At 51.3% G+C, this 26,776-nt stretch carries 20 protein-coding genes; 12 read left to right on the forward strand and 8 right to left on the reverse strand.

Features of this window, described 5'->3' with window-relative positions; all coding sequences use genetic code 11:
* Positions 1-57: 57 nt before the first annotated feature.
* Entirely contained in the window at positions 58-2,637 is a 2,580-nt protein-coding gene (locus AAF564_08495; protein ID MEM8485575.1) for a hypothetical protein, read from the reverse strand.
* 1,336 nt (positions 2,638-3,973) lie between these two features.
* Here AAF564_08495 and AAF564_08500 point away from each other — a divergent pair.
* The 9 genes from AAF564_08500 (at position 3,974) to AAF564_08540 (ending at position 14,770) form a co-directional block, all read left to right on the forward strand.
* Complete coding sequence (locus AAF564_08500) at positions 3,974-6,727, forward strand: SUMF1/EgtB/PvdO family nonheme iron enzyme (protein MEM8485576.1); 2,754 nt, start codon at positions 3,974-3,976, stop codon at positions 6,725-6,727.
* A gap of 204 nt (positions 6,728-6,931) precedes the next feature.
* Entirely contained in the window at positions 6,932-7,465 is a 534-nt protein-coding gene (locus AAF564_08505; protein ID MEM8485577.1) for an HRDC domain-containing protein, read from the forward strand.
* Complete coding sequence (gene avd / locus AAF564_08510; GenBank protein MEM8485578.1) at positions 7,437-7,799, forward strand: diversity-generating retroelement protein Avd; 363 nt, start codon at positions 7,437-7,439, stop codon at positions 7,797-7,799. Before AAF564_08505 ends, avd begins: the two co-directional genes overlap by 29 nt.
* On the forward strand, positions 7,796-8,809 hold the full coding sequence (locus tag AAF564_08515; GenBank protein MEM8485579.1) for a reverse transcriptase/maturase family protein: 1,014 nt from the start codon (positions 7,796-7,798) through the stop codon (positions 8,807-8,809). The genes avd and AAF564_08515 overlap by 4 nt, the downstream gene beginning before the upstream one ends.
* Positions 8,784-9,062 carry an SUMF1/EgtB/PvdO family nonheme iron enzyme gene (locus tag AAF564_08520; protein ID MEM8485580.1) on the forward strand — a complete coding sequence of 93 codons (279 nt, stop codon included), beginning with the start codon at positions 8,784-8,786 and terminating at the stop codon, positions 9,060-9,062. The genes AAF564_08515 and AAF564_08520 overlap by 26 nt, the downstream gene beginning before the upstream one ends.
* Positions 9,063-9,229: 167 nt before the next feature.
* Positions 9,230-10,720 carry an SUMF1/EgtB/PvdO family nonheme iron enzyme gene (locus AAF564_08525; protein ID MEM8485581.1) on the forward strand — a complete coding sequence of 497 codons (1,491 nt, stop codon included), beginning with the start codon at positions 9,230-9,232 and terminating at the stop codon, positions 10,718-10,720.
* Positions 10,721-10,919: 199 nt separating this feature from the next.
* On the forward strand, positions 10,920-12,050 hold the full coding sequence (locus AAF564_08530; protein ID MEM8485582.1) for an SUMF1/EgtB/PvdO family nonheme iron enzyme: 1,131 nt from the start codon (positions 10,920-10,922) through the stop codon (positions 12,048-12,050).
* 743 nt (positions 12,051-12,793) lie between these two features.
* Positions 12,794-13,384: a fasciclin domain-containing protein gene (locus tag AAF564_08535; GenBank protein MEM8485583.1), complete on the forward strand. Its 591-nt coding sequence runs from the start codon at positions 12,794-12,796 to the stop codon at positions 13,382-13,384.
* 255 nt (positions 13,385-13,639) lie between these two features.
* Positions 13,640-14,770 carry an alpha/beta hydrolase-fold protein gene (locus tag AAF564_08540; protein MEM8485584.1) on the forward strand — a complete coding sequence of 377 codons (1,131 nt, stop codon included), beginning with the start codon at positions 13,640-13,642 and terminating at the stop codon, positions 14,768-14,770.
* A 128-nt stretch (positions 14,771-14,898) separates the two neighbouring features.
* Here AAF564_08540 and AAF564_08545 read toward each other — a convergent pair whose 3' ends face one another.
* Positions 14,899-16,011, reverse strand: a complete 1,113-nt coding sequence (locus AAF564_08545; GenBank protein MEM8485585.1) for a Gfo/Idh/MocA family oxidoreductase — start codon at positions 16,009-16,011, stop codon at positions 14,899-14,901.
* A gap of 108 nt (positions 16,012-16,119) precedes the next feature.
* On the opposite strand from AAF564_08545, the gene AAF564_08550 reads away from it, so the two are divergent.
* Both AAF564_08550 and AAF564_08555 read left to right on the forward strand, forming a co-directional pair.
* Complete coding sequence (locus tag AAF564_08550) at positions 16,120-18,858, forward strand: PQQ-dependent sugar dehydrogenase (protein MEM8485586.1); 2,739 nt, start codon at positions 16,120-16,122, stop codon at positions 18,856-18,858.
* Positions 18,859-19,077: 219 nt separating this feature from the next.
* Entirely contained in the window at positions 19,078-19,395 is a 318-nt protein-coding gene (locus AAF564_08555; protein ID MEM8485587.1) for a T9SS type A sorting domain-containing protein, read from the forward strand.
* 252 nt (positions 19,396-19,647) lie between these two features.
* Here the strand turns inward: AAF564_08555 and AAF564_08560 are convergent, their stop codons facing one another.
* From AAF564_08560 to AAF564_08570, 3 genes are all read right to left on the reverse strand, one after another.
* Positions 19,648-19,920, reverse strand: a complete 273-nt coding sequence (locus AAF564_08560) for a hypothetical protein (protein ID MEM8485588.1) — start codon at positions 19,918-19,920, stop codon at positions 19,648-19,650.
* Positions 19,921-19,977: 57 nt separating this feature from the next.
* Positions 19,978-20,775 (reverse strand): hypothetical protein, encoded by a 798-nt coding sequence (locus AAF564_08565; GenBank protein MEM8485589.1) that lies wholly within the window; start codon positions 20,773-20,775, stop codon positions 19,978-19,980.
* A gap of 243 nt (positions 20,776-21,018) precedes the next feature.
* Complete coding sequence (locus AAF564_08570; protein MEM8485590.1) at positions 21,019-22,542, reverse strand: hypothetical protein; 1,524 nt, start codon at positions 22,540-22,542, stop codon at positions 21,019-21,021.
* 362 nt (positions 22,543-22,904) lie between these two features.
* Between AAF564_08570 and AAF564_08575 the strand changes: the two genes are divergently transcribed.
* A complete protein-coding gene (locus AAF564_08575) occupies positions 22,905-23,090 on the forward strand; it encodes a putative collagen-binding domain-containing protein (protein MEM8485591.1) in 186 nt (61 codons plus the stop codon).
* 40 nt (positions 23,091-23,130) lie between these two features.
* On the opposite strand, the gene AAF564_08580 is transcribed toward AAF564_08575, so the two are convergent.
* From AAF564_08580 to AAF564_08590, 3 genes are all read right to left on the reverse strand, one after another.
* Positions 23,131-24,084 carry a transglutaminase family protein gene (locus tag AAF564_08580; protein ID MEM8485592.1) on the reverse strand — a complete coding sequence of 318 codons (954 nt, stop codon included), beginning with the start codon at positions 24,082-24,084 and terminating at the stop codon, positions 23,131-23,133.
* 50 nt (positions 24,085-24,134) lie between these two features.
* Entirely contained in the window at positions 24,135-25,112 is a 978-nt protein-coding gene (locus AAF564_08585; GenBank protein MEM8485593.1) for an alpha-E domain-containing protein, read from the reverse strand.
* 87 nt (positions 25,113-25,199) lie between these two features.
* On the reverse strand, positions 25,200-26,549 hold the full coding sequence (locus AAF564_08590) for a circularly permuted type 2 ATP-grasp protein (GenBank protein ID MEM8485594.1): 1,350 nt from the start codon (positions 26,547-26,549) through the stop codon (positions 25,200-25,202).
* Positions 26,550-26,776 lie beyond the last annotated feature (227 nt).

Genomic DNA, 26,776 nt, shown 5'->3' on the forward strand with positions numbered 1-26,776 from the left:
AGCCGGCCTTTTGAGTAATGCATTTAGCCTTAAATAATTAAACAAATTATCCCTTGTTTATTCGACATACGTGTATCCACCTACGTATGATACGGTTGGTCTTATTACACCATTATTGTCTTGAAAACGATCTCCATCGACATAGCCCTGCAAGATAGTCCGATGATCGCCTTTCCACTTTAGAATTTTCTCACCCGAACTCCAGCCCCACATTTTAATAATGTTATATAGGACCGGGGTGTGAGAATGATTAACTAGTTCAAAAGCATCTGCTGCTTCATTTTCAATGGTAAGTGCAGGGGTCTGGCTAGTAGGAGTCACAAATAGTTCAGTATGAAACGAATTGCCAACTGAGCCAATATAAAAACGTCCGTTACTATTTATTATAGCCTCTCCATCAAAAATTATTCTTCCGAATCCACGCCAGTCAAAATCCTGATCTATGGTTATGTTGTTTAAATTTAAGTTCCCACCTTCATAAGGCGCACCGCCCGCTCTTCCATTAGTGACGCTTCCTTTTACATGTATTAGACGAGGAAACCCATTGACTGATCTTTCAAAAGAGCTATTAAAAAGACTCACATCACCACTAAGATTAAAGGTATTGGGCCCTTCATCTCCAAATTCAATATCAGTTCTTTCAGCATGTATGGAGCCTGTTACTGGCCACTGAAATTCACCTGCCCGTATCAACACACTTCTAAATGGTGGTTGAATATGTCGGGAAAACACCTTGAAATTAGTGATACCATAATTGATATCATTATTCGAGATGTCCACATCCTTATTAATAAGTAAATTGTTACATGTCGTAGATCCAGCTGTCATAGTCGCATCCAATTCTAACGTGAGAGCGTTTAAAGATCCTGGTCCGTTTACCGGATAATCATCATTACATGCTCTTTGACCGATGGAAATGTATTCAACGGTTAAGGTCTTATTCCTACTTATTTCCAAATCAACTTGCCCTTCCACATTCATTGTTTTAACATGCATATTAGCGTTCAAAACGAGATGTCCATCCGTTGTGGCGACATTCCCACTGGCTTTACCTTGACGCTGTACCACTACCTTATTAATTTGCTGATCGATATTTGCATCCACAGTGACGGCATGTCGCACTACGTACACTGAATTAGCATCTGGGTCATGTGTTAAAGGTCTATAATCTTCGTTTTTCCAGTCTTGTGAAGCCCAGTCGCCATCGTCACTAGAATATACAACATGGCGTTCTGTTGGAAACCTTCCAACGTACGTCATATTAGGCTCACCGCACAAACCATTTTTGTCTTCCCAGATATAGTCTTTCTTAATATCGGCTTGTGGCGTATTTGGTGGAAGGTTAATCTCAATCTGCCCATTATCGTAATAGCGATCAAGATCAGCTTTTCGCGCCCCTTTAGCATTTTCAGCAGTTTTCAACACCCAGCTACATGCAGTTTCGACATCACTGATATCAAGGCTTAACTTAGACTGTGCGCCTTCTAACTCAGCCAGACATAATGCACTCCTTGCAGAACTAGCTGGTGGCGGCGGACATGTCGTTGTTTGCGATGCCGCTCGAATTGATGGGTTTATGAAAAGCCCTTTGCCTTGTAGCTGTTGCACTTGCAATGTTGGGGCACTAGTACCATCAACATCCAACTCAATCCCCCCAACGCGATCACCGCCTCTAAGTGTCATATCTGTCTCCCGTGCAATATGTAAGAAGTTTGTGTTAATAGCGCCTGCATCTTTTTTAGCTCGTCCTAGGACGAGACCGTTACCACTTGCATGCACTCCTTGTCCGGCTTTTAAATCACTCTCAGTCAAATATGAATTACTCAAGTCCTCGAAAACTTGAACAGAATAATCACCCATCAACAGTTCCGTCTCGCGTAAATGGAGATCTCGCACTCCTAAATCAGCTCCCAGTTGCAGCCTTGCCTTAGTGTCGTTTCCAGTCCTGGAAATTGTCAAAAGCTCAGTAACATTGGTAGTGGATGCTGTTTGGATTGTAACGATCTTATCAGCGGGATCAGACGCATTACTTCTCACTATTGCTTCAAAGTTTTCAACTGCATCTCTTGGGTGAAATGTAAGATTATCCCCAAAATGCTTCCATTGGTGTACTAAGATAGCACTTCCTGCTTGACGCGCAATATCGAGACTACCTCTTGCATAATCTCCCTGGATTAGTACACCTCCATTCAATTCATAAGCACCGATATTTAGAGTGCCAGTAGGATACACATCAACTTTGCGTGCAAAGAACAAGTTGTGCGCTAATGTGAGATTTCCGCCGCCTTCAATACAAATTGTATCTGCCGCATCGCCAGCAGCGGTGGCATCAAATGTTATGACATGACCTTCTTTGATTTTAACAATATCATGTGCTTTGGGAAGACCACCTTGATCGATGGGATGACCATTTTGATCGAGGAGCCACTTTAATTGATTCCATGTAGTTTTTTTATTCCAATCCCCTGTAGCTTTAGATTCAAAGGTTGCAGGAAGTGAAGCACCGGCACAATGGGTCGTGGATCCGGGGTTACCCTGGGCAAACCCGATCATTGGAAATGCCACAAAAAGCATGAGTATGAGCGACCACTTACAAAAAGTCGCTCCAACTGGCTGAGGCTGGTAGGATTTAATCATTGTTCTTCCTATGAGTCAATTACTCTTGAGTGAGAATTTCATAGTCCGGTCAGATCTATGAATCGAAGGCCCTCCTTGTAAAGCGAATAGTTATGCAAGCTGCTGTCTTACATACACATGGTAAAATGGGAGCCTCGTTATCAACCGATACAACATTCTCAAACAAAACAGCTCATTTCGCCAGCAGTTACATGTCCAGTTTTCCTGAGAACCAAGCGCTTAATCTTCTCACTCCTCAACTATTAAATTTTTTTACCAAAGGGGGGAAAAATGTTATAACCAGGCAGTGAAGCTGCATGGTGGTACAGCCTGTTGCTTTAGACTGGCAGAATAATCTGCTTCTTCAGTTAATCCTAATGTTAGTGGAAAATCTTGCAAAGGCATTAACAAATTTGCGCTGCAACACACAAAAGACGTACAGCTATATTCGACCGCTAAACTTCCTTTATCCACACTTCTTGTATCCTGTAATTCTCGTAGACATGCATAACTACTAAGCAGCAGTGCAAAGGCGGATCAGCCCGCATGGAATATGCCTGTTATCCATTTAACTATTGTTAGCTCGAATGGTAGCACATCCTACGTAATTCAACGCTACAGAGCGCAATCCCTGTTTACCTCATATCACCTTACAACCTGCAAAAACAACCACTTCCCGAACCCTGCGCAACCCCACGTAAAAGCGTGATACGCCTACCCGGGGAGCAAAGGCGATCTTAGGATCGCCTTTTTTTGTAGCCCAAAGTTTTAAACGTCATCTTCTTCCAATTCGAATTTGAAGAAGATGGCTTTCTGCGCTTTGGTCATTTATCGTCCCCAGTCTGATTGTAAGAATTGCTCCATTTGTTTTGGAGAAATGTCCGTGCCTTCTGCCAGACTGCAAGCCAGACGCTGATATTTTCGCCGCTCCCGCACGCTGCGATAGGTGAGGTCGTGGCAGTGCCGGCAACGGCAAAGCAGTTTGTTGAAAGGTTTGTGGAGTTTGGCTACGTTGCTCGCACAATACAGACAAGTCTAGCACCAGCGACTCTTCAACCCTGGTTTTGCGCCGGTAGCCACCCCATCGATTTGATCCCCAGCCGCCAATATTTTTCTAAATGTGAGGTTTTATCAGGTTCAATCGCTTAATCTTTGCCAGTTGAGCCGTTTCACCTGTGCAAATCGTTCCGCTTCAGTTCAATTTAGCATTCCTAAATATACTAAATTCAGGGCATAAGTATTTATAATTTAAGAGTATAAACCCCCATTCCATGTTTTTGAAGTTTCAATAACAACTCGCTAAATTGCGCCCATCACATAACCCTGTATGTAGTTTATGCCCACACAACCAATCGTCATGATCAGCAGTACGGCGCGCGACCTTCCAGCGTACCGCGAGCAGGTAGAACTCGCCTGCCAGCGCCTGGGCATGGTGCCACGTATGATGGAGCACCTCTCGGCGATGAATGCGAACGCGGTGGAGGCCTCGCTGGCGATGGTCGATGGCTGCGACGTGTACGTGGGACTCTTCGCGCATCGCTACGGGCACATTGCGCAGGGCATGGAGGCTTCGATCACGCAGCTGGAATACGAGCGGGCAGTCCAACAGGGCATTCCGCGCCTGATCTTCCTTATCGATGAGGAAGTGCCCGTCAAACCGCGTGACATAGATACGGGCGATAAGGCAGAGAAACTTAAAGCGTTGAAGCAGCACCTGATGGAGGAGAACGTGGTTGCCTTCTTTGAGAGCGCGCTGGATTTGTCCACGAAGGTTTTCCAGAGCCTGGTCGAGTTTCGGGAGGAGCACCGGAAGGCACAAGAAGCAAAGGTCGAAGATCAGAAAGCAGCACCGGCGCCAGTAGAAGAAGCGAAAATGGGTCCACTTGCGGAGCTGCCTCCCCTGCCGGCGCTGGATCTGCCGCCGAGCCCTTACCGGCGCCTGCAGTGGTTTCGCCGGAAAGATGCCAGCGTGTTCTTCGGCCGTGGAGAGGAGACGCGCGAGCTGTACAAGGCGCTCAGCGAGCAGTGGTGCGATCCGCTCGTACTGTTCTACGGCGAGAGTGGCGTAGGCAAGTCATCTTTACTGGCGGCCGGCGTACGGCCACGGCTCGAATCCAGTCACAGCGTGCATTACATCCGGCGCGACCGCTCGCTGGGCCTCGCCGGTTCACTGGCGCAGGTGCTCGAAACAAGCATGGAGAAGATCGCTGAAGCGTGGAAGGCGCAGGAGCGCCGGCAAGGCAGGCCGATGATCGTGATTCTGGATCAGGTCGAAGAGCTGTATACACGCCCCATCGAACGAGAAGGAGCCACCGAGGACGATGAACTGCAGGAACTCCTGCGGGTATTGCAAAGCCTGTTTGCTGATCCATCTGGCCGGCCCCGTGGACGCCTGGTACTCTCGTTCCGCAAAGAATGGGTGGCCGACATCGAGGCGCGGCTCATCGAGGCTTCACTACCATTCCACAAGCTGTTCCTGGAGCGTCTGGGCCTTCAGGGTGTGTTGGAGGTCGTTCGAGGTCCCGCAAGTAGCGAGCGGTTGCAGAGGAAATATAACCTGAGTATCGAACAAGACCTGCCTGAGATCATCGCGGCGAACCTGCTGAAAGACCGGCAGTCGCCGGTGGCGCCGACGCTTTCGATTTTGCTCGCAAAGATGTGGGAGCAGGTGAAGAACGCCCCCTCTCCATCGTTCACGAAGGACCTGTACCTGGATTTAGCGCAGAGGGGGTTGCTCCTGAGCGATTTTCTCGATGAGCAACTGGACGTGCTACAAACATGGAATGCCGAGGTGGTGGAATCGGGCCTGGCGCTGGACGTGCTGAATCATCACACGACAGACCTGGGTACGGCCGAGACGCGGCTCCTTCCGGGCCTGACGTCGCGCTATCCCAACCGATCTGATGTACTGGAGCCGCTGCTACTTGAGTGCCAGGCGGCTTATCTTCTCGTTGGTAGTGAGGTAAAAGACGAAAGCGGGAAGGAAATACCAGCGACACGCCTGGCGCACGATACCCTCGCTCCGCTGATCCGCCAGCGTTACAAAGACTCGGACCGCCCGGGGCAGCGTGCTGAACGGGTGCTGCAAAGCCGGGTGGCCGACTGGCGAAATGACCGGGAAGGAGCGGCGTTGGATGAAGCGGGTTTGGCGGAAGTCGAGCAGGGTTTGTCCGGTATGCGCACCTGGAACGAAGCCGAATCGCGCCTGGTGGCGGCGAGCCAGAAGGTGCGCCAGCGGCGCCGGGTGCAGCAGTATGCTCTTTATGGCGTGGGTGTATTGGTGATAGGGGTTTTAGGCTGGGTGTATCAGTATACGAATCGTCACAATGTTTGCAACGCCGCCCGCACCCAGTATGAATGGTGTCGCGCCTGTATCGATAACAGGGGTGAATGGAGCGCAGTCGGTGATGACATTTCCACCTATTGCGAGGCCGCGCGATTTGCTTTACCGAATCTCAATGAGGATTTCATTGAGATTCCAGCCGGCACGTTCATGATGGGCTCTGAAGATGAGCGGCCGGTTCATGAGGTGCATATCACGCAGCCTTTCTTTCTGAGTAAGATAGAAGTAACGCAGGCGTGGTGGTACGCTGTGATGGGCAACAATCCGAGTTATCGTAAAGGAGCCGATCTTCCGGTTGAGCAGGTTAGCTGGGAAGATGTACAGGCTTTTATGGATAGCCTGAACGTCTTGTCGGATTGTGATGGATGTTATCGGCTCCCAAGCGAGGCAGAATGGGAGTATGCTGCCCGTGCCGGTACGAGCACGGCCTATAGTTTTGGCGATAATGCGAGCGATCTTGGTGGATATGGCTGGTATTCAGAGAACAGCGGAGGAGGCACGCAGCCCGTTGGGACGAAATCCCCAAATCCATGGGGATTGTATGACATGCATGGGAACGTCTGGGAATGGGTGCAGGATTGGTATGGGTCCTACCCGGACAGTTCAGTGACCGATCCACCCGGCCCAGAATCGGGCTCGAGCCGGGTGATTCGCGGCGGTGGCTGGTTCTACTTCGCCAGGAGCGCTCGCTCGGCGTTTCGCAATGGCTGGAGGCCTGACGGCCGCAATTACGGCGTCGGTTTTCGTGTATTGAGGACTTACCCTTAATTCTTTTACCCTTTTACCTTTTGCAGGAAAAGGCCCTGCAGGCGTGAGGCAAGCCGAAGCGAAGCCGGCGCCGAGTAGCCGAAAGGGCGTGGGTGGGACCAAACCGCCCGTAGGGCGGCGACTGGCGATATTTTTTCAGGAACCTGCGCTTCGCCGGTCCTGTGTTAGAAATCCGGCGACAGTCTTCGTTAACATATAGAACCGATGCACGTCCGTATATTCACTCTCCGATTCGACGATCTGCTGGGCGGCTTCGACGATGCGCCGTTGCAGGATTTCATCAGGGATAAAGAGGTGATTGCCATTCGTGATCACTTTTTCACCCGGGAAGGGCGCTCCTTTCTGGCTCTGGTCGTTACCTATAACCTGATGCGACCACCTGATCCTACCGACAACGAAAAAAGAGGAAAGAAAGCCAGGGATGCAGCCTGGCGCTCCATGCTCAGCCCGGAGGATTATCCGCTTTTCAATACGCTGCGCGAATGGCGGTCCGAGCGCTGCAAAGAAGACGGGATTCCACCTTACGTGATCTGCACCAACAAACAATTGGCGGCGATGGTGAAGCAGATGCCGCAGAGCCTCACCGGGCTTGGTGAAATTGAGGGTTTCGGCAAGGCACGGCTGGAGAAATACGGCGCGGCCATCCTGGAAATCCTGTCTGCTTCTCCCCAAGGTGACCCATTCACTGAAGACAAAAGACCACCAGAAGATGAAGAAACCAGCAACGGCTATGGATGAAGACCTCCCCGTATTCGTACACTGGATGGGGTTTCTGGACTGGCTGCTCGATGCCACGGAGAAATTCCCCAAACACGTGCGTTTTACAATATCAACGCGCATCGAGAACCTGGCGCTCGACATCGTGGAAAACCTGGTCGAGGCGCGCTACGCGAGAGAGAAAAGCGCCATCCTGCAGCGTGCCAACCTGCGTCTGGAGAAGATCCGCGTACTCCTGCGGATCAGCCACGACCGCCAATACCTGTCCCGCAAAGGATACCTTCACGCCATGAAAGCGGTCAAAGAAACGGGTCGCATGCTGGGCGGGTGGATAAAGCAACAGGAAACACGATGAAACGGCTGGGCTTTCTGTTCGAAGATATCGTATCGCTGGAAAACCTGTTGCTCGCAGCGAAAAAGGCATTTCGTGGCAAGAAGGACCGGACGCGTGTGTCGGCGTTCTACTTCCACCTGGAAAACGAACTTATGGATCTGCACGAAGAACTCACTTCTGGCACCTACCATCCTTTGCCTTACCGGATGTTCATCATCCACGAGCCCAAGCGCCGGCAGATCTGCGCCGCCGATTTCAGGGACCGCGTCGTGCACCACGCTATTTGTAACGTACTCGATCCGATGTTCGAGCGGTGCATGATCCACGACACGTACGCCTGCCGGCCTAACAAAGGCACGCACGCGGCCACAGCACAGGCACAAAAGTTTGCACGTCGATTCAACTACTATTTGAAGTGCGACATCGTCAAGTATTTCCACAGCATCGACCACGATGTTCTCAAAACGATGCTCGCCTCAAAAATTAAGGACGCCCGGCTTTTGCGGTTGCTCCACACGATCATCGATCACCCGCTGCCCGGCGGTAGAGCCGGCAAGGGGCTACCCATCGGCAACCTGACCAGCCAGTACTTCGCCAACTTCTACATGGGCCGGCTGGATCACTTTCTCAAAGATCGCCTCGGCGTAAAAGGATATATCCGCTACATGGACGATTTTCTGTTATTCGCCGATGACAAGTCTGCGTTACGCGATCATCTTTCGTCAATCTGGAGCTTTCTCAGCGAAAGATTACGCCTCGAACTCAAAGAGAAGGCAGTGATTGTGGCGCCCGTTTCACAAGGCATCCCGTTTTTGGGCTTCCGCGTCTTTCCGGGTCTTATCCGGCTGGAGGCCAGGAAGTGGACGCGCTTTCGCCGCAAGGTCCGAGACCTGGAAAGCGATTTTCTTGAAGGCTACATAGAAAAGGAAGAACTATCCAGCCGCGTATCGTGCATGATCGGCCACGTGTTGCACGCCGATACGATGGAGGCACGAAAGGCCTTCTTTGCCGGATCATTGCATCTCAGCTGAGGTTTCCTCAAGCAGGGCACTCCCCGAAACAGGCTCGAACCGGGTGATTCGCGGCGGTAGCTGGAACAACAACGCCAGGAACGCTCGCTCGGCGAATCGCAATAACTGGAGGCCTGACAACCGCAATAACAACGTCGGTTTTCGTGTATTGAGCACATGGTATTGCCAGAGGACGCCGTTCACGGGTTGCGTTCGCGTGCACAAGGACCATGTCCAGGGGAGCGTCCTGTGCCGGCTCAGGCCAGCCAAATAACAATAGCCCGTCGCGTTTGGTAGGCCGCTTGCTCGAAGAAGGCGACGGGCTTTTTTGTCAGGTATCGCAGCTTATTACCTTTCTCCGATCAAAAAGCCGCTTGTTCTTTTTTGGTTCAATGTCTAACATCCTACTTGTGACGCAGAATTACCACCATATCTTTTAAGATGGCCGACATCTTCATTTCATACAAGCGTGAAGACCGGGTATGGGCAGAGGCGCTATCCAGGGGTTTGGAGCGTCAAGGTTGGACGACGTGGTGGGATACGCGTCTGGCTGCGGGTGAAAGCTTCGACAAGGTGATCGAGACGCAACTGGATGCGGCGAAATGCGTGATTGTACTCTGGTCGAAGGAGTCTGTAGAAAGCAAATGGGTGATTGCTGAGGCGGCAGAAGGCCTGGAGCGCGAGATCATCGTGCCGGTATTCATAGAGGAAGCGCGTCCCCCACTGGTATTCCGAAGAATTCATACGGCACGTTTGATAGGCTGGAAGAAAAGCGCAGAGGAAGCGATTTTCGTGCGTCTGATAGCAGATGTGAGCCGTATTTTGGGACCGTCGCCAAAGGAGCAAGAAGCTGAGAAAGCACGCGAGGCGGAAAAACGGCAGACGCGTGAGCGCGTGAAATCCGAGAAGGCTGAACAGGTGCGAAAGCAAACGCTCGAAGAAGCAAGCCGTAAACAGGAAACGGAACGTGAGGCTAAACGTCTGCCTCCGGAACAAGGTGAGCGAAAAAAGGAAAGCAAGCCCGTCACGAAGCCTCCTACCAGATTTGTTCAGGAGCCAGTCAGGACTGGTAAACAGTCCGGGACTGAAGCGAGGCCGGTCATGCCGAACCATCAACCATTGCCGCGTGCTGCCTTGTGGGCTGGCGGTGTTCTAGGGCTTGTCCTCATCCTCTATTTCGTTCAGCAGGGGTTTAAGCCTGCCCCGGCCACGCTTCCGACCGATTCGGGGCAATCAGGTGACAATGAAATAACGCGGCAGGGCATCGAGTTTGTTCTGATTGAAGAAGGATCGTTTCAGATGGGGTCGGATAGTGGAGATTCAGACGAAAAGCCAATCCATGAAGTACGCATTAGCAGCCCGTTCTATCTGGGGAAATATGAAGTAACGCAAGCCCAGTGGTATGCGGTAATGGGTAACAATGAAAGCGGATTCAGAGGTACAGACCGTCCAGTCGAACGTGTATCCTGGAACGATGTGCAGGATTTTATCCAGCAGTTGAACGACCGGGAGAACTGCGACAACTGTTACCGACTGCCCACGGAGGCAGAATGGGAGTACGCGGCCCGGGCTGGCACGACTACGGCCTATTCATTCGGCGATAATGACGCAGAGCTGGGCAATTATGCGTGGTATACAGGAAACAGCAATGGAGAGACGCACCCGGTAGGCAAGAAGCAACCGAATCGGTGGGGATTATATGATATGCATGGAAACGTATGGGAGTGGGTTCATGACTGGTATGATTCTGAATACTATAACCGAAGTCCCTCAGTCGATCCGGTAAATGAAGAATCAGGCTCGTACCGGGTGATTCGCGGCGGTAGCTGGTTCAACGGCGCCGGGTACGCTCGCTCGGCGCTTCGCGGTCACTGGAGGCCTGTCTACCGCCTTTACGACGTCGGTTTTCGTGTATTGAGGACTATCCCTTGACCCTATTACCCTTTGTCTCTTAGCAGGCAAACCCTGCAGGCACGAAGAAGCCGAAGCGAAGCCGGCGCCGAGTAGGCGAAAGGGTGCGGGTGGGACCAAACCGCCCGTAGGGCGGCGGGTCTTTTTATGAAATTTTGCTCCTTCGTAATGAAATGCCTAACATCTCTTGTTTTTAGCATAGGGCGTAACTTCATCTCAAATGGCTGATATCTTCATCTCCTACCAGCGCGAGGACAGAAAAGTAGCAGAAGCGCTCGCTAGTTCCCTTGAACTACTCGGGTATACTACGTGGTGGGATACGCGTCTTGGCGCAGGAGAAAGCTTCAGTGAAGTGATCGAAGAGAATTTACATGCGGCAAAGTGTGTAGTTGTGCTGTGGTCGCGTGCGTCTGTAAAAAGCCGCTGGGTGAGGGATGAAGCGACAGAAGGACTGGAAAGAGGCATCTTAGCGCCGGTAAAGATCGAAGAAGTAAAGCCTCCGATGGGTTTTCGAAGCATCCATACAGCTAGCCTGATTGGATGGGGGCATGGCGCGCAAGAAACTGCGTTTGTCGAACTGACCGCGGACATAAAACGGTTTGTAAAGCCATCGGTAGTGGAGAGCAAAGTTTCGCGAACAAAAGCAAAGAAAGAAGCTGTCCCAGCTCCCGCTTTTACCAATAGTATTGGGATGGAGTTCGTGCGGATTGAGCCGGGCACGTTCATGATGGGCTCAAATGAATACGATAGTGAGAAACCTGTTCATCAGGTTACGATATCGAAAGGATTCTATCTTGGAAAGTATCCCATAACGCAGGAAGAATGGCAGGCTGTGATGGGAGAAAACCCGAGCAACTTCAAAGGGAAGAGACACCCCGTCGAATCTATTTCCTGGACAGATGCGCAGGAATTTATCAAACGCCTCAACGAGCGGGAGAGTTGTCATGGATGCCACCGGTTGCCGACGGAAGCAGAATGGGAATACGCCTGTCGTGCAGGAACTACGACAGCGTACCGTTTTGGAGATAGAGAAGAGCAGTTAGGAGCTTATGCATGGTATTGGGAGAATTCGGGAAAGAAAACGCACCCGGTCGGTCAGAAACAACCCAATCCGTGGGGCCTCTACGACATGCACGGCAACGTATGGGAGTGGGTAGAGGATTGGTATGGACCTTATTCCAGCGGAGCGCAGACCGATCCTAAAGGTCTGAACTCGGGCTCGGGCCGGGTGGTTCGCGGCGGTGGCTGGTACGACGACGCCGGGAACGCTCGCTCGGCGTTTCGCGATTACTGGTGGCCTGACGCCCGCAATCTCTACGTCGGTTTTCGTGTATTGAGGACTATCCCTTGACCCTATTACCCTTTGTCTCTTAGCAGGCAAACCCTGCAGGCGCGAGGCAAGCCGAAGCGAAGCCGGCGCTAAGCAGCCGAAAGGGTGTGCGGGGATTCAGACCGCCCGGAGGGCGGACACGTTTAAATTCACTATCGTTCGAAGACAAAAAAGCAGTGTTAGCCCAATTGTTAGCGCACCCTGCGTAACTAAGCACAACCAGACGTAAATACACGAGACTTCACCTATCCTGTAAAACCCACAAAAACAACCACTTCCCAAACACGACGTAACCCCACCTAGTATCAGGTTACTCCTACCCGGGAAGCATTTAAATTTTACAGAAAAGGCGTAGCTCATTGCACTGCAACAGGCTACGCCTTTTTTATTTGCAGAAAATCCAAAAAAAATTTAGAACCGGACGAGATCAAAATAAGCGGTTCACACCGACACTTCTCAGCAAAACGTCTCGCCATAACCACGCATTGCGCCAGATAAATCGTTATTGGTCATCTACCTCGCAAAATGGTCCTTTAACTGCACGACACACCCACCCTCATCCCCCATCAAAAGCATTGTTTTTCTACTGCTAAAGTAATACACTATTAACAAGCCAGATCCCTATTGCAAGCACCTTCTCCCTTGCCAGCCTCTTCTATTTCTGATCCGGCGCGCTCCCCGTAGCCTCTCTTTTCCTCCCTCTCCCCCATGATGTTCATTTGGCCCGGCTGTATCTGGCACGGGCCCTAAACACAACTATCCTTATGTTAAAAAATATTTCTTTGTTTGCTTTAATTATGGTAATTGCGGTTGGCTGCGCGGATCCGATCAGCGTAACGGAGTCTGAAGCACCTGCTGTACAATCAGAACGTGGAAGGTTCATGCCGCCTGATGGCGCGCGTTTCCCTGATCAGACCATCGCAGCCTTTGTGGTTGACCAGGTCGATCAAACGGGTGAGTTTTCTGTGTTACTCGAAGCGGTAAGCCGCGCCGGCCTCGTAGATGCACTAACAACCAACAAGCCGCTAACGGTATTTGCACCAACAAACGATGCATTTATAAAGTTACTCGGTGACCTGGGTGTTGGTAGTCTTGATGAACTCATTGACGTTATCGGAATCGATGGTTTGACCGATGTGCTACTGTATCACATCGTTTCTGGCCGCGCTACAGCTGAGGTTGTGCTTGGCTCCAGTTCCTTGACAACCCTTCAAGGTGGATCACTTGTGCCTGGTCTCGGTGACGGTGGCGCATTTTTGACTGATGAAAACGGACGGACCTCAAACATTCTGGCGGTTAATTTCCTGCCTCGGAATGGTGTTGTTCATGTTATCGACACAGTAGTCCTGCCGTAAGGTAACCTATGCTTCAGGCGTGGCGGGCTTTGGAAGAGGCTTACTGCAATAAAACCTGAAACATGCTGTTAAACAGCGCCGGTGAATCCTCGATTCACCGGTTTTTTTGTACCCCTAACTGCGATCCTGACGCACTTCCATAAAACCTGCGCTCCTCGAGTTCATGCTTTGTAACTATAGCACGCTCGGATCTGTATAGAAACTATACACAACTTATCGTAACGGATCGTCCTCCTCTTTACAGAACTTGAGGCCATGAAGTCACCTCGACACCCACTTACGCTGACCTTCATTATCTGTATGCTAGTTGCATACGCCATTCCCCTCCATGCACAGGAAAAAGTGTCTCGCGTATCTTTGCCCGGCACTGAAATCAGATCATTGAAATCCACAAACACAGGTGAGCAGTACGACATCTATGTACATCCTGTAGCCAACGCCGACCCCCATGCACGCTACCCTGTTGTATTCATCCTCGACGCCCAGTGGGACTTTCCTATGATCACTGGCATTTATGGCGGACTCAACTACGACGAGTTTGTACCCAACGTTATTCTGGTTGGCATCACCTACAGTGGAGACAACCCCGATTATGGCAGCCTCCGTGCAATGGACATGACGCCTACAGCGTTGGCAAACGTACCCGGATCAGGCCGGGCACCCCAGTTTTTGTCGTTTATCAAAGAAGAGCTGATTCCTTTTGTTGAGGCTGAGTACAACGCAGATTCCGCCGGCCGCACCTTGATGGGTAGCTCGTACGGCGGCTTGTTTACGGTGTATGCACTCTTGCACGAACCTGACTTATTCACGCGCTATGTTGCCCCGAGCAGCGCGTTTCATTGGGATAATGGGGTCATCTTTCAGTATGAAGAAGCGCTGGGAAAGGAGCGATCTGATTTACCGGTCAAGCTGTTCATGACGGCCGGCGAACAGGAAGGCGTCGGCATGATCGATCCCATGTTCAAGCTCAAAAAAGCCTTGGAGAGCCGCAACTACCCCAACCTCAAGGTAGATGCCACCGTGGTACAAGGCGCCCGGCACTCCAGCGTCAAGCCTGAATCTTTCATGCGGGGGATGCGCTACGTGTTTGCCCCTGACACACTCCAACTCGCTCCGGAACTGCTGGCACCTGTTGCCGGCAAATACAAGCTTGATATTCCAGAACCTGAAGAAATTATTCTTACCATCACCCAGGAAGGCAACCAGCTTTTTGCTGAGTCTCAGTGGGATTGGGGGAAAATTGAGCTGTTTGCTGAATCTGAGACTACGTTTTTCTTCGAGCAATTTAATGGCCGAATCATGATTGAGCGGAATGGGGATGAGATGATCAACAAGTTAAAGATCGATCTGGGCAGTGTGCTGACGGCGCATCGAATAGAGGAATAGCAAGGTGGGTTTGTTGGCTATCGCCTTTTGGGTGCTGCCATCCTGGTGGATACCCAATCAAGTTGGGTATGACGCAAGGGGTGTAGCAATGCCCTAAAAACATTCGGCAATCGGCATGCCCTTAACCTTCAGCCAGCCAAAGGCAGCGTGCGTTTTTCCTGCGCGCTCCGATACGCGGTATCTACAATCTGCTGACCGATGCGTGCAATTTCTGGCGACAGCGGGCCATCCAAGGGGCGATTGTTTTCGATGCAGTCGATGAAGTACGGGATGGCGGCGTTATGCGGGAAGAGGATTTTATCTACCGGGATATCTACGCCGGCCGGATACTCCCTGTCCTGCACGCGGATCGTTGGCTCGTAATCATAGCTGCTGATGGTCCCGGCGCTACCTTTGAGCACAAAGCCACATTTGGGCTGCGGCTGCATCGTCCACGGATCGGTAAAAGTGCCCCAGCGGGTTTCAAATTTGGAGAGGCCACTTGCATACCGGCAGATGGTGATGCTGTGCTCATCGACCTCCAGGCCCGCTGTTTCATTCCACATTGCAGTCACTTCCACCGGGGTTTCGCCGGCGTGGTACCAGGTGCCGAGGGTTGTACCGTATCCCAGGTAGTCGAGCATCGACCCGCCACCGCGCGACTTTTTGTAGAACCAGCTGCCAGCTTTCGTTTCAGTGGTGGGCTCCATCTCAATTTTATCCGCGCCATGGTACAGCGGCCCGCGGTTGCCGTCGTAAAAATGGACCTCCTGCAGCTTGCCAATCCGTCCTTCCGATACCAACCGCTTGGCGGTGATGTGTGAAGGATACCAGCGCAACGGCCAATTGATCGCCAATTGTTTGCCAGTGCCGGCCATCGCTTCAATCATCCGGTCCGCTTCTTCCAGTGTCGCAGCGAACGGTTTTTCCATCAGGATGTGCACGTCGTATGGCGCCACCTTTTCCGTCCACTCCGCATGCTCTGATGCAGCGGGACAAAGGATCACAAGATCTGGCTGCGTTTGCTCCAGACAGGCTTTGTAGTCGGTAAATACCTGCTCGTCTGACAAACCGAAGTTTTCTTTTGCGCTTTGCATGCGCTCCGCCTGCAGGTCGGAAATACCGACAATTTCGGCGCTCGGGTGTTCAAAAACTTCCCGAAGGAGGTCTCCCATATGAAAATGGTCGAAGTTAATGCCGGCTACGCGCATAAGAATTGGGACTGATTCTGGTGAACAGCAGGCAATTTGTGCATGCTGCATGTTGAGGTCGAGGTAATATAATTTTACCTTTCGATACGCGCAATTATTGATATATTCTATCCGCTATACTATCAGCTCCATCGTTTTACAGAATTAGTTTGGTCTGCTATGCGCACCTTCATCCTGTGGCTCGCCCTTTGCTTTGTCGTCACCATCAATACGCCCGCGCCTGTAATTGCACAGGATGATCAGGACCGGTTCCAGAAAATTGAACTGGCCGGCGGCCTGAACGAACCCATGGAATTGGCCGTACTGCCAGACGGACGCGTGTTGCTCGTTGAGCGCGTCGGTGGCATCAAAATGTACAGCCCGCAAACAGAGACCACTGAACTGCTCCTTACGATGAACGTGCATTATGGCCACGAAGATGGCTTGCTCGGTCTCACGCTCGACCCTGACTTTGTCCAGAACAGCTGGATCTACCTCTTCTACTCTCCAGCCGATGATGAACCGCGGCAACGCGTATCGCGGTTCACTTTTACCGGGACAACCATCGATTTAGCCAGCGAAAAAGTGCTGATCGAAATTCCAACCCAGCGCGTTGAGTGCTGCCACTCGGCCGGCTCACTCGCGTTTGGCCCCAACGGTAACTTGTTCATTGCGGTGGGTGACAACACTAACCCGCACAACCCCGGCTACTACAACTCCATTGACGAACGCGAAGGGCGCGCGTATTGGGACGCCCAGCGCACCGCCGGCAACTCACAGGACCTGCGCGGTAAAATCCTGCGCATCACCCCGCAGCCTGATGGCAGCTACACCATTCCTGACGACAACCTGTTTCCTAAAGATGGTGAAGAAGGCCGGCCTGAAATCTATGTCATGGGATGCCGCAACCCCTACCGCATTGGCATAGACCAGAAAACAGGCGCAGTATTCTGGGGAGATGTGGGGCAAAATACGATCAACAACCCTGAACGCGGACCCATTAGTTACGATGAGTTTAACATGGCGACCGAAGCCGGCTTCTTTGGCTGGCCCTACTTCGCGGGCAACAACGGCGCGTATGCCGACTTCGACTTTGAGACTGAAGAAATTGGCCCCTTCGCTGACCCGACCGCCCCGACAAACGATTCTCCAAACAACACAGGTACACAGACTTTGCCGCCGGCACAGCCGGCATTAATCTGGTACTCTTACGGCGAGTCTGAAGATTTTGCACACCTGAAAACCGGTGGTAAATCTCCTATCGGCGGCCCAACGTACTACTCGGATCTGTACCCTGTTCAATACGACACGAGCAACCCCGCGCCCTGGATCGACGCGTACCTCAAAGCCGACAACACCCTCACCTTCCCCGACCGCAGCTTCCCGAGCAGCTACGACGGCAAGCTCTTCATTGCTGAATGGATGCGCGACTGGGTAAACATGGTCACATTTGATGAAAACGGTGCCCTGAGCGAAATCGCACCCTTTCTACCGAACGAAACATTTAGCCACCCGATCGAACTGGAATTTGGTCCGGATGGTGCACTTTACATGCTCGAGTATGGCCCGTTCTGGTTTGCGCAGCACCCGGAAGCGAAGCTGGTCCGCATTGACTATGTGCGCGGAAACAGGCCGCCGGTTGCGCGTATCGAGGCCAGTCAGACGGTCGGCGCGGCGCCTTTGACGGCACAGTTCTCTGCCAGCGCATCGTATGACCTCGACGAGACAGATACCCTCTCTTACAGCTGGCGTTTGGGCCCATCCGCTACTTCAACTAAGATGGATGCGGCGTACACGTTTGAACAACCGGGCGTGTACACGGTCACGCTTGCGGTAACAGATGGTGAAGGTGTGACCGCTAGTGTAGATCAAACCATCAAAGTGGGCAACAGCATGCCCGAGATTTCGCTTGAGGTTGCCGGCAACCAGTCGTTTTATTGGCCTGATCGATCCATCGCATACCAGGTTCATGTTAAAGATTTAGAAGATGGGTCACTCAACGCTGGTATCGCTCCCGAAGATGTCGTTGTTACCATCGGCGCTACCGATATGGCCCCGGATGTCACCATGCTCGCACAGGATCATACCAATGCGGTTAACGCTTACATCCCCAGCGGCTTGAAGTTGATCAATGACAACGGCTGTAAAGCGTGCCATGCGATTGCAGCTGCGTCCGTCGGGCCTAGCTATACGGAGATTGCAGACAAATACGAGGACGGGGATAGCGAGGTGGTTGAGATGCTCGTAGGCAAAGTTATCGAAGGCGGGAGCGGTACGTGGGGCGACCGGATCATGTCGGCCCATCCACAACTGTCGCGCGAAGCAGCTACTGATATGGTGCAGTATGTATTGAGCCTGTCTGAGCCACCGCCCACTGCGGAGCGCATGCCGACAACAGGGAATCTGAAACCAAAATCGACCGACGAGCTTGTTTTTAATGTGACCTATCGCGATCGCGGCGGGGACACCATCCCCTCGCTCACTGCCCAATCACAATTTTTGCTGCGCAGCGCGCGTATGAAAGCCGTCCGTAGTGACACCTACCACCAGGCTTCCAAATTTAACAGCGAAGTGGTGCGCTTTCTGGCCTCTGGTGGCTACATCACGTTTGAAGATGTAGACCTGACCAACATTACCGGCATCACCACTTTCCTCTCACTTTTCAAAGCCACAGCTACGCTTGAGGCACGTTCAGGCGGCATAGATGGCGATTTGCTGGGTAGCGTCCGGCTAGACCCAACCTACACGGAAAGGGCTGTAGGTGCAACCGTTGGAGGAGCCAATGCTACAGCGTTCACCATGTCTTTTGAAGAAAAGGTTACAGGCCGGCACGACATCTACCTGGTCTTCAAAGTAAACGAAGGCGAACACTACGCTTCCAGTACGGCCATTATGGAGTGGGTGCAGTTTGATCGGTGACGCCGAATGTACAGATGCATTATACCAGCAGCGACTACAGGACCGTACCCCATAACAAACACAGGTAACTACACAGATTGATCTGCATCGCGGAATTAACAGACATTACTTGCGCAAACCTGTATCATAAATAAACCACTCTGACGCACCCTTCCTGTAGAAGCTATAAGGCTCTAGCTTCATCCCTCTGTTTATTTTTGATCGTAAAAGATCAGGTCATTGTTCAACTACGAGCCAAACGAAACGGCAACGAGCATTGAAGATACGGTGCTGGACGGCATAGCTTCCTTCGACATCTACCCCTACCCGGCACAGGATCAGGTACATGTAGCCCTGCAACTCTTGCAAACAGCTTACATTCAGCTTGAAGTGTTTGACGTGCTTGGCCAGAGGGTGAGAGCACTGGCAGAAGGAACAGTGCCTTCCGGCGTGCAACTGTTCTCCTGGCTGCCTAACAATACAACCACCGGCCTCTACTTTGTACGGCTTTCTGTAGATGGCACCGTCCAGACGAAGCCGATTGTGTTGGTTAAGTAACAGCGGCTCGAACGGCCGTCAAGAAAAAAATAATCCGCGTTGCTAAAACACCCGTTGGGTCTTGAAGACCCGACGGGTGTTTCAAAAAAGACGTATTGCGGCACAAAAACGTACCGTCCCGCTACCCATAATATTCCGAATAAACGCTACATCAAGTGGCTTAATCTTTCGCTCCCCAAACGGTTGGTAGCGTGAAAGAGATGCAACTCCGTATCTCTCACGTTCCTGCAAACGCGCTACAAATACTCGATCTCAGCCAAGCGGGTTGATAAACTTCCCAAGCAGCTTCACAACAACCCCACCCACCTGTGAGAAATTTTGCTGCAAGGATGCAATCTGCTCTTGCTGGTTTGTGCTCGATTGAATGATTGTAGCCAATGCCTTAAATCGTTCTCTATCGATTGGCTCAGGCAGGATTGCGTTGAGTTCTTCTGACGACAAAGGAGACAGCGCAGCAATTTCGTCTGCCAGTGCCTCATTCGTTTGCGCACTTTCTTCTGAAAAATCAAATGGACTCCCAAGCATGATAACACCTGTTCTTTTAGTGGATCTCTGATGATCAATATTCATTCAGTGAGCCTTTTAAAACGTCGCTGTTACAGCCACACCTGCGACTGTGGAATCTTTTTTCGAGACTGGTACTTCGAGTACTGCTCCGCCCAGGGCCCGAAGGAAGTCCTTCATGCCAGACGTCCCGCTGTCGGCTGCATTTAAAGCACGCGATGCAAGACTGCTTGCATGCATAGCTTTATTTAACAGCACATTTTGGTTTTCCAGGAGTCCCAGCTTGCGTAAGACAATCTCCTTCTGCTCCGTTATCTCAGCAGTGGTTCGCAAGTTTGCCTCAATGGTCGACTGCGCCCGATACAAGTCTACGTATGTCTCGCGTAAATGGGATAAAACGGCCTGCTCTTGTTCATCAATTCGGCCAATCATCACCGTTCGCTGTTTTTCGATTTGCACAACTGCCGCTTCCCCAAAACCAATTAGCACATTGCCCAACTCAGCTTTTTGTGCTTTCACAGCTTGAAAAACGCTTGTTCTCAATGCCGCCGGCAAGTGGCTAATCTGGGCTTCAACACTATCCTGGTTGAGTGAAGAAACCATATACGCTTCAGTATGTGTAGCTTTAAACCGCTCATTTTCAACAGCTCGCGCCAGAAATTCAGGCACCCACTTTTCACGCATAAAGACATCCACATCTTCACGCAATTCATTGTAGTACAGCTTTACAAATGCCTCGTGCGATGTTTGAATCTGCGTCGTTTGCTCCCCGACGATTTCCGACAATTCAACAGATGCCTTTGGGATCTGCGTACTCGTGCAACCAATGATCAGTAACGCAACTGTAATCACACCAGCTCGACTTATTCCTTTCATTTGGACACTCCTTTAGCATGCTTTTACTTTGGTGAGCATATCAACGTCCTTTAGACTGCTTGATATAAACCACAGGAGCGTATCAAAAAAAGGGTCATTACCACCGCGATTTAGGCCAGGGAGGAACTCCTCGGCCGTTATTTCTCACAGAAAAAAAGAGAGCGTAACCTATTGTTTTCAAATAGATTACGCCCTCTACGAAGCGTACAAATTCAGATTTATTGAGGGACAGGCTTTGCCAGCTTAGTTCTCTGCAATTTTATCTGACAGGTGTTCAAGTGCATCCACTGTTAAACGCTTGTTGGGTGTTCTTCGCAAAGCCGTTTGCAAGATCTCTCTGGCCTCTTCCAATCTCCCCATTTCAATCAGCATTTCTCCTAGCATTTCATGGCTTGGCTTGGGTGGGCTTGGAGGCCCAAAACCGAAAGACATACCACTTTCCAGGGCAACGGCTTCTCTCATTACCGCAATGGCCTGGTCGGCTTTACCCTCTTCAAATAGGATTTGTGCGTTGAGCTGCATGCGCTGGACAGCCGGCTTCATGCGCGGCTCATGGTCTGCAGCAAATCCCTGCTTATCCCAAAAAGAAAAGATAGAATCCAGCGGTGCCTCGGCTGTATTATACAGCGCCCGGGCAGCTTCAGTATCACCTTGTGCCAACGCAACAAATCCATCCATCACAAGCAAATCAAACCTCGCGCGATAGTCATCCCCTACATCAGCATTATTCAAAGCAATGTCACCATCCCACTCTTTGGTATCGAACAGGTACATCGCTCGCTGCCATCCATAGTGGTAGGCCGGCCCCGTGCCCTTCATTTCACCCCGGGCAATGTTCTGCTGGCACCGCAGCATAATTTCGTGGGCTTTGTCGCGGTTGCTTTGCTGCAGGTACCCGTACATCAACCAGGATGCGTAATGCCCGCAACCCGCTGCCGCTTGTTCATTCGCAGCGCGGCGCTCATTCATGATATCCAAAGCCCGGATGTTGGCACGAATCACGCCGTCCCAATCGCCCAGGGCAAGGAAGATGTGGGTTGTCATGTGTTGCGCATGTGCCGCGTTGGGTGCGATGTCTGCATACGCTTGTGCAGCTTTAAGTCCGAGTGGTACGTGGATGGGATCGTCGGTAGCATGGATCAGGTAATGCGCAACACCCGGGTGGCCGGGGTACAACACGATAAACTGTTGCATGAGTGCCGCAGCCTGCATGTAGAGCATAAAATCGCGCCCCTCGTGGGCAGTGCCCATAATCGACAGCGCGTATTGCGCCGCCACTTCGACATTTTTCGGATACTTGTCATGCAACGCGGCCATAAATGCCATGTAGCGGTCGTCTCGGTCGTGTTTTTTACCTTCACCGTAGAGGATATCTGCGGCAGCCAGTAAATCGCGCGCCAGTTCGGATGCTGTTTTTTCTTGTCTGGCCGCCGGCGTCGGAGCATACGTATTCAGGATTGCCAATGCCTTCTCCCGGTCCTGCTGCATCCAGATCGGGTGGTTGTGCGTCATGGCTTCGCCCCAATAGGCCAACGCAAAGTCCGGGTCGATACTCCGGGCCTCTTTAAAGTCATCGGCTGCATCCCCATATTCAAAATTGTGGAGTTGCGCGAGTCCATGCAGGAAAGGTTGCTGTGCGTTCGCTGCACCGGTGTTTTCCAGTGCTACTTGCCCGACATCACTGAGGTCAACATTTGGCTGTGCCAGTACAGGCTTGCACGAAAGCAATAACGCGATACATGTTATTTGAAATCCCTTTGCCAGCATATCTTTACGATGAGCTATCTGTGAATACGAGCGTCGGTTTGAATCATCTATAACATACCAATATTTGCCCTCAGTATAAACCGTTTACAATCCTCTCCTAACACCTCCTAAAAATACAACCCAGCCTCTACCCTGGCCCCAAAAGTAGAATGCTTGTCCGGATTTGCCATAGCTGGCAGGTATGCTTAAGCGGTATCCTGAATACATCTTGGATTCCGTTAACAAATGCCATTTCGTACCATGAAATTTTTCTCCAACATGCTCACCTTCACTTTGATTGCGATAACCTGGACAGGTTGCGGCACAACGTCCAACGATTCAGAACTCCTGGGATAACAGCTTTATTAGGGCATACCTACCCGATGGCAACACAGTCGAACTTAACCTGGAAAGTTTTTGAATCTCCCACCGCACAAGCCTGGTGGTACCATGCAGCTACGGGTATCTGTGTAGATGGTGGCAAAATGGATGTAGCGCCAGCTGTCTCATTTGATCCTCCTGGAGATGAATCCCGAGGCAATGACTGGGCCTTACTTATTGAAGCCTAGGCGCTCGATTCGCAATCCCCTTACGCGTAACTGACAAAGGTCATTGTTGCTGCATGGCGGCTTGCTGCTTTGCCCGCCCATTAAAAGCTTCTCGGGGCTTCATCGGGGTTTCGTTGAGTAGAATTTCGCCAGGCTTTTCCTGGTAGTCTGATAGCGCGACGCGTACCCCTACGCCAAGCCTTTCGGTTGCATCACCTTTGAAGGTGCCGCGAGTTGGAGGAACGTCAGCATAATCGCGCCCAATGGCTACACGAATATGGCGCTCACCTGCAATAAGGTTATTCGTTGGATCAAAACCAATCCACCCCAATTCCGGCAACCAGGCTTCCATCCAGGCATGCGTAGCGTCCTCCGCTGATCGATCCTCATCTTCATTCCGATGAAACAGGTAACCGCTCACATACCGGCAGGGAATGCCTACCATACGGCCAAGGGTAATCATAATATGGGTAAAGTCCTGGCAAACCCCACGCCTTACTTTTAGCGCTTCGTCTATCCTAGATTCAACGTGGGTACTCTGCGGCGCATAGTCAAAACCCTCATAGATGGATTTATTGAGCTTAATTAGTGTCGTGAGCGGGTCAGCCAGCCGGCCCAACTTTAATTCTTTGGCCATGGTCAGCAACAATGGCGTTGACTGTGCAAAGTCACTCGGATTTACATAATCCCAATGGATATCCCTTGCTTCGCCATCGAGTGCGTCCCAAGAAATAGCTGGCAGAGCGTCCGGCAACGTAGAAAAAGGCATTACTTCCACCGTGGCATCCGCTTGCAGCAATAACTCGGTATGCAAAGCAGGAATATCAAAGTGGTGGACCGTATTTAACATGAAGTCCTGGTAAGAAGAGACAGCGACGTGCGGTTGAACCGAAATGGAGAAATTCACACATAACTGCTTGCCCTCACTCCGGGGCTGCATACGCAACTCGGTAACGCTCTCGCGTACGGGGCGGTCGTATTGAAATCGCGTGATGTGTTGGATGGTATATCGCATAGCTAATCAAGGCAGGGAAGCAAACTTTCGATCGGTGAATACCTGGTCATTTAATATCTGGCCATAGAAGATGCCGGCAATTTTTCATCTACCGGATAATGGATATAATTTTGATAGAGCAAAGTGTGTATCTGTCTACACTCCATCTGTATATCCCGCAACACGACGTAGAGATTGTTGGAAATAATCTCATCGATGTGCCCATAATCTAGCATCGCTTTGAGCCGGCCTACAGCACGTATGACATTGCTGTTTTTGTGTGACTCAGCGGCGTCTGCGATGAAAAACAGGGCATCACGCACCATCATTACGGAAAAATGGACAGAGTGGGGAAACTCTTCATTCAAGAGCAGAAACTCTGCAATCCAGGAGAACTTTGTGTTTGCTGTGTAAACTTTGCAATACGCCTCCCACGCGGTACAACTACGAAGCAGACATACAGCATCCTGGTGTGCCTCACGCGAGAGTTCGAGTGCTTCGAGTCCGAGTCCCCGGAGATACACATCAAGCAAGGTCGAAATATTGCCGGCCCGCTCGATAAACTGACCAACCTGAATAAATTGCCACCCTTGCCCCCTGTTCATCGTTGAGTCGGTGATGCCTTGAAACAGGTGGGTTCCTTGCTTGACTTCCTGAAAAAATGCGTGCGGTTGCGCCCAAACTGTTTGCGCATTGGCCGCTGTAACATTCAAATAGAGACGGTTGACTTGCTCCCACATTTCGGAACTGATTTCTTCGCGCACCTGCCGCGCATTTTCGCGCGCTGCAGCGATTGTCGAAGCAATGGATCCGGATTCATTTGTATCAAACGAGAGGCGCTGCATGTACGAAAAAGGACGCGCAGGTTCATCCATCTCCACCTGAATGCCCAGACTGGCAAAGAGCTTTTCCCATGCCTTCGCTGCGGCATCGGGCGAGCGCTCTGGCAACAGATCCAGCGTCACATCTAACAAACGGGCCGTATGTTGGGCCCGCTCCAGATAGCGGCTCATCCAGTAGAGGTTGTCAGCAACCCGAGACAGCATCATGGTCTACACCGTTTAAAGCATTGAAAATCAAACAAAGAAAGTCGTACAACAGTAGGAATTTCTTTGATATTCGATGTTGCTCGTGCCTTACTCATGCAGGACCCAGGTATCTTTACTTCCGCCACCCTGTGAAGAGTTAACCACGAGTGATCCCTTTTGCAAAGCAACGCGGGTCAACCCGCCCGGTACAATGTTAACTTCAGCACCATTTAGCACAAAGGGCCGCAAGTCTACATGGCGGGATTCGATGTGACCGTCGATGAAACAGGGTACGCACGAAAGATCTAGCGTAGGCTGAGCGATATAGTCGCGCGGATTTGCCTTGATCCGCATCCTGAATTCCTCGCGCATCGCCTTGGTACTGTGGGGCCCGATTAACATGCCGTAGCCTCCCGATTCGCCAACTGCCTTTACAACCAGCTGATCCAGCCGGCCCAGTACGTGCTGCAATTGCGCTTTGTCCTCCAGCAGATAGGTCTCCACGTTCTCGATAATAGGATCTTCACCGAGATAATACTTGATGATTTGGGGTACGTACGCATAGACCGCTTTGTCGTCTGCGACACCCGTGCCCACAGCATTGGCCAGAGCCACGTTGCCGGCGCGGTACACATTGAATAAACCCGACACGCCCAGAATGGAGTCTGGCCGAAAAATCAAGGGATCCAAAAAATCGTCATCAATTCGGCGGTATACGACATCAACTTTGTGTAGTCCTGCCGTCGTTCGCATGTACAGAAAGTTGTTGTGTACCAGTAAGTCACGGCCTTCTACAAGCGGAACGCCCATCTGCCGGGCCAAAAAGGTGTGCTCAAAATATGCCGAGTTGAATACCCCGGGCGACAGTAGTACAATTTTGGGTTCAGCAACATGATCTGGCGCCAGTGCGCGCAGGGTAGCGAGCAGGGTTTGGCCATAATGCATAATGGGTTGCACACCGTAATGCTGAAACATGCCGGGAAAAACGTGTTTCATCACCTGCCGATTCGCGAGCATATAAGAAACGCCGCTGGGGACGCGCAGGTTGTCTTCCAGGACCATAAACTTCCCGTCCCCGACCCGAACGAGGTCCGTGCCGGCAATGGCAACGTATGCATTCCGTGGTATCGATACGCCCCGCATTTCACGACGATAGTGTTTGCTGCTATAAATCAGCTCCCGGGGGATAATACCCGCTTTCAGGATTCCACCCTCGTGATAAATATCCTTTAAGAAGAGATTAAGTGCCGTTATGCGCTGGGTCATCCCATCCTTTATGGTCTGCCATTCAGCATTTGAAATAAGCCGTGGCAGCAAATCATAAGGAAAGATGCGCTCGGTCCCTTTGTTTTCTGCATACACGGTAAACGTGATCCCTTGCTGCAGAAAAGACAAATCAGCGGCACTCTGGCGGTGTACCAACTCATTATCCGGTAATTGGAGTAGAAAGCGATACAACGCTTCATAGTTAGGCCAGGCCCGGGCCGAAATAGGGCAATGGGCCGAGTTCAGTTTCGAAGAAGCCAGAACCCTGATCCCCGTGCATGACCGCGTTCGACAGCGCTTATCTTGCCGGTCTAGGGCCGGGCGTCAGTGTCTTTGATCCGTACCAGCATGGGGGAGCAATTTTAGACAAGTTTTGGTACGACGCCTCGCATATCAGGCCAAAACCTGCCGGGGTTTAC

The organism is Bacteroidota bacterium (assembly GCA_039111535.1).
In the GTDB taxonomy this organism is placed as follows: domain Bacteria; phylum Bacteroidota; class Rhodothermia; order Rhodothermales; family JAHQVL01; genus JBCCIM01.